Source organism: Novosphingobium sp. ST904 (genome assembly GCF_001298105.1).
Classification (GTDB): domain Bacteria; phylum Pseudomonadota; class Alphaproteobacteria; order Sphingomonadales; family Sphingomonadaceae; genus Novosphingobium.
Genome location: NZ_LGJH01000006.1, coordinates 1 through 570, shown reverse-complemented (window position 1 = coordinate 570; position 570 = coordinate 1). Strand labels below are relative to the sequence as shown.

General features: G+C 48.9%; 1 protein-coding gene. It reads right to left on the bottom strand.

What is annotated here, in order from left to right:
* Positions 1 to 354 precede the first annotated feature (354 nt).
* A partial coding sequence (locus ADT71_RS32500) for a hypothetical protein (RefSeq protein WP_231635431.1) occupies positions 355 to 570 on the bottom strand: 216 nt, incomplete at its 5' end.

Genomic DNA, 570 nt, shown 5'->3' with positions numbered 1-570 from the left:
CATCAGTACAAGGTGGTTGTTGGACAACCGCGCTTGTCGGCCTTGACGCGGAAATTCGCGGTGACCACATGGGAGCCGGGCCATTGTAACTGATCTCAATCCTAATCTGACACTGACAACTCTCGTAACTTGATCTTGAGGCCCTCGGTCAAACCGCGCTGCAAAGGCAGCGCCGTGAGGTTGTCGTGCAAGATTCCAAACTAGATCACGTTAAGCTATTTTTGGATGCTGGCCGTCCAAAGACGGCAACTGCGTTTGGCATTTGCAAGGTTTATACCTTGGGCTGCTATTCCTGCATCTCTTCCTAGCGCATTGAGCTTTATCGAAACGCTCTTTGCGATGATCTTACTTATATTAGCTATCGCGGTCTTCTTTTATAGAAGCGAAACATTTGGAGACGACTTCTCCGTCCTTGACGATCAGCATACATGCTGCTTCGGCCTTGACGTGGTATTCTTTGAAGGTGGTTTGCGAGGGGTCTTTGAACGTTGGCCGTTCATAGACGCTTTCGATCGATATGTAGGGCGCGATCAAGCGTCCAACTAAAACGATTTGACCTCGTTCCTTTAA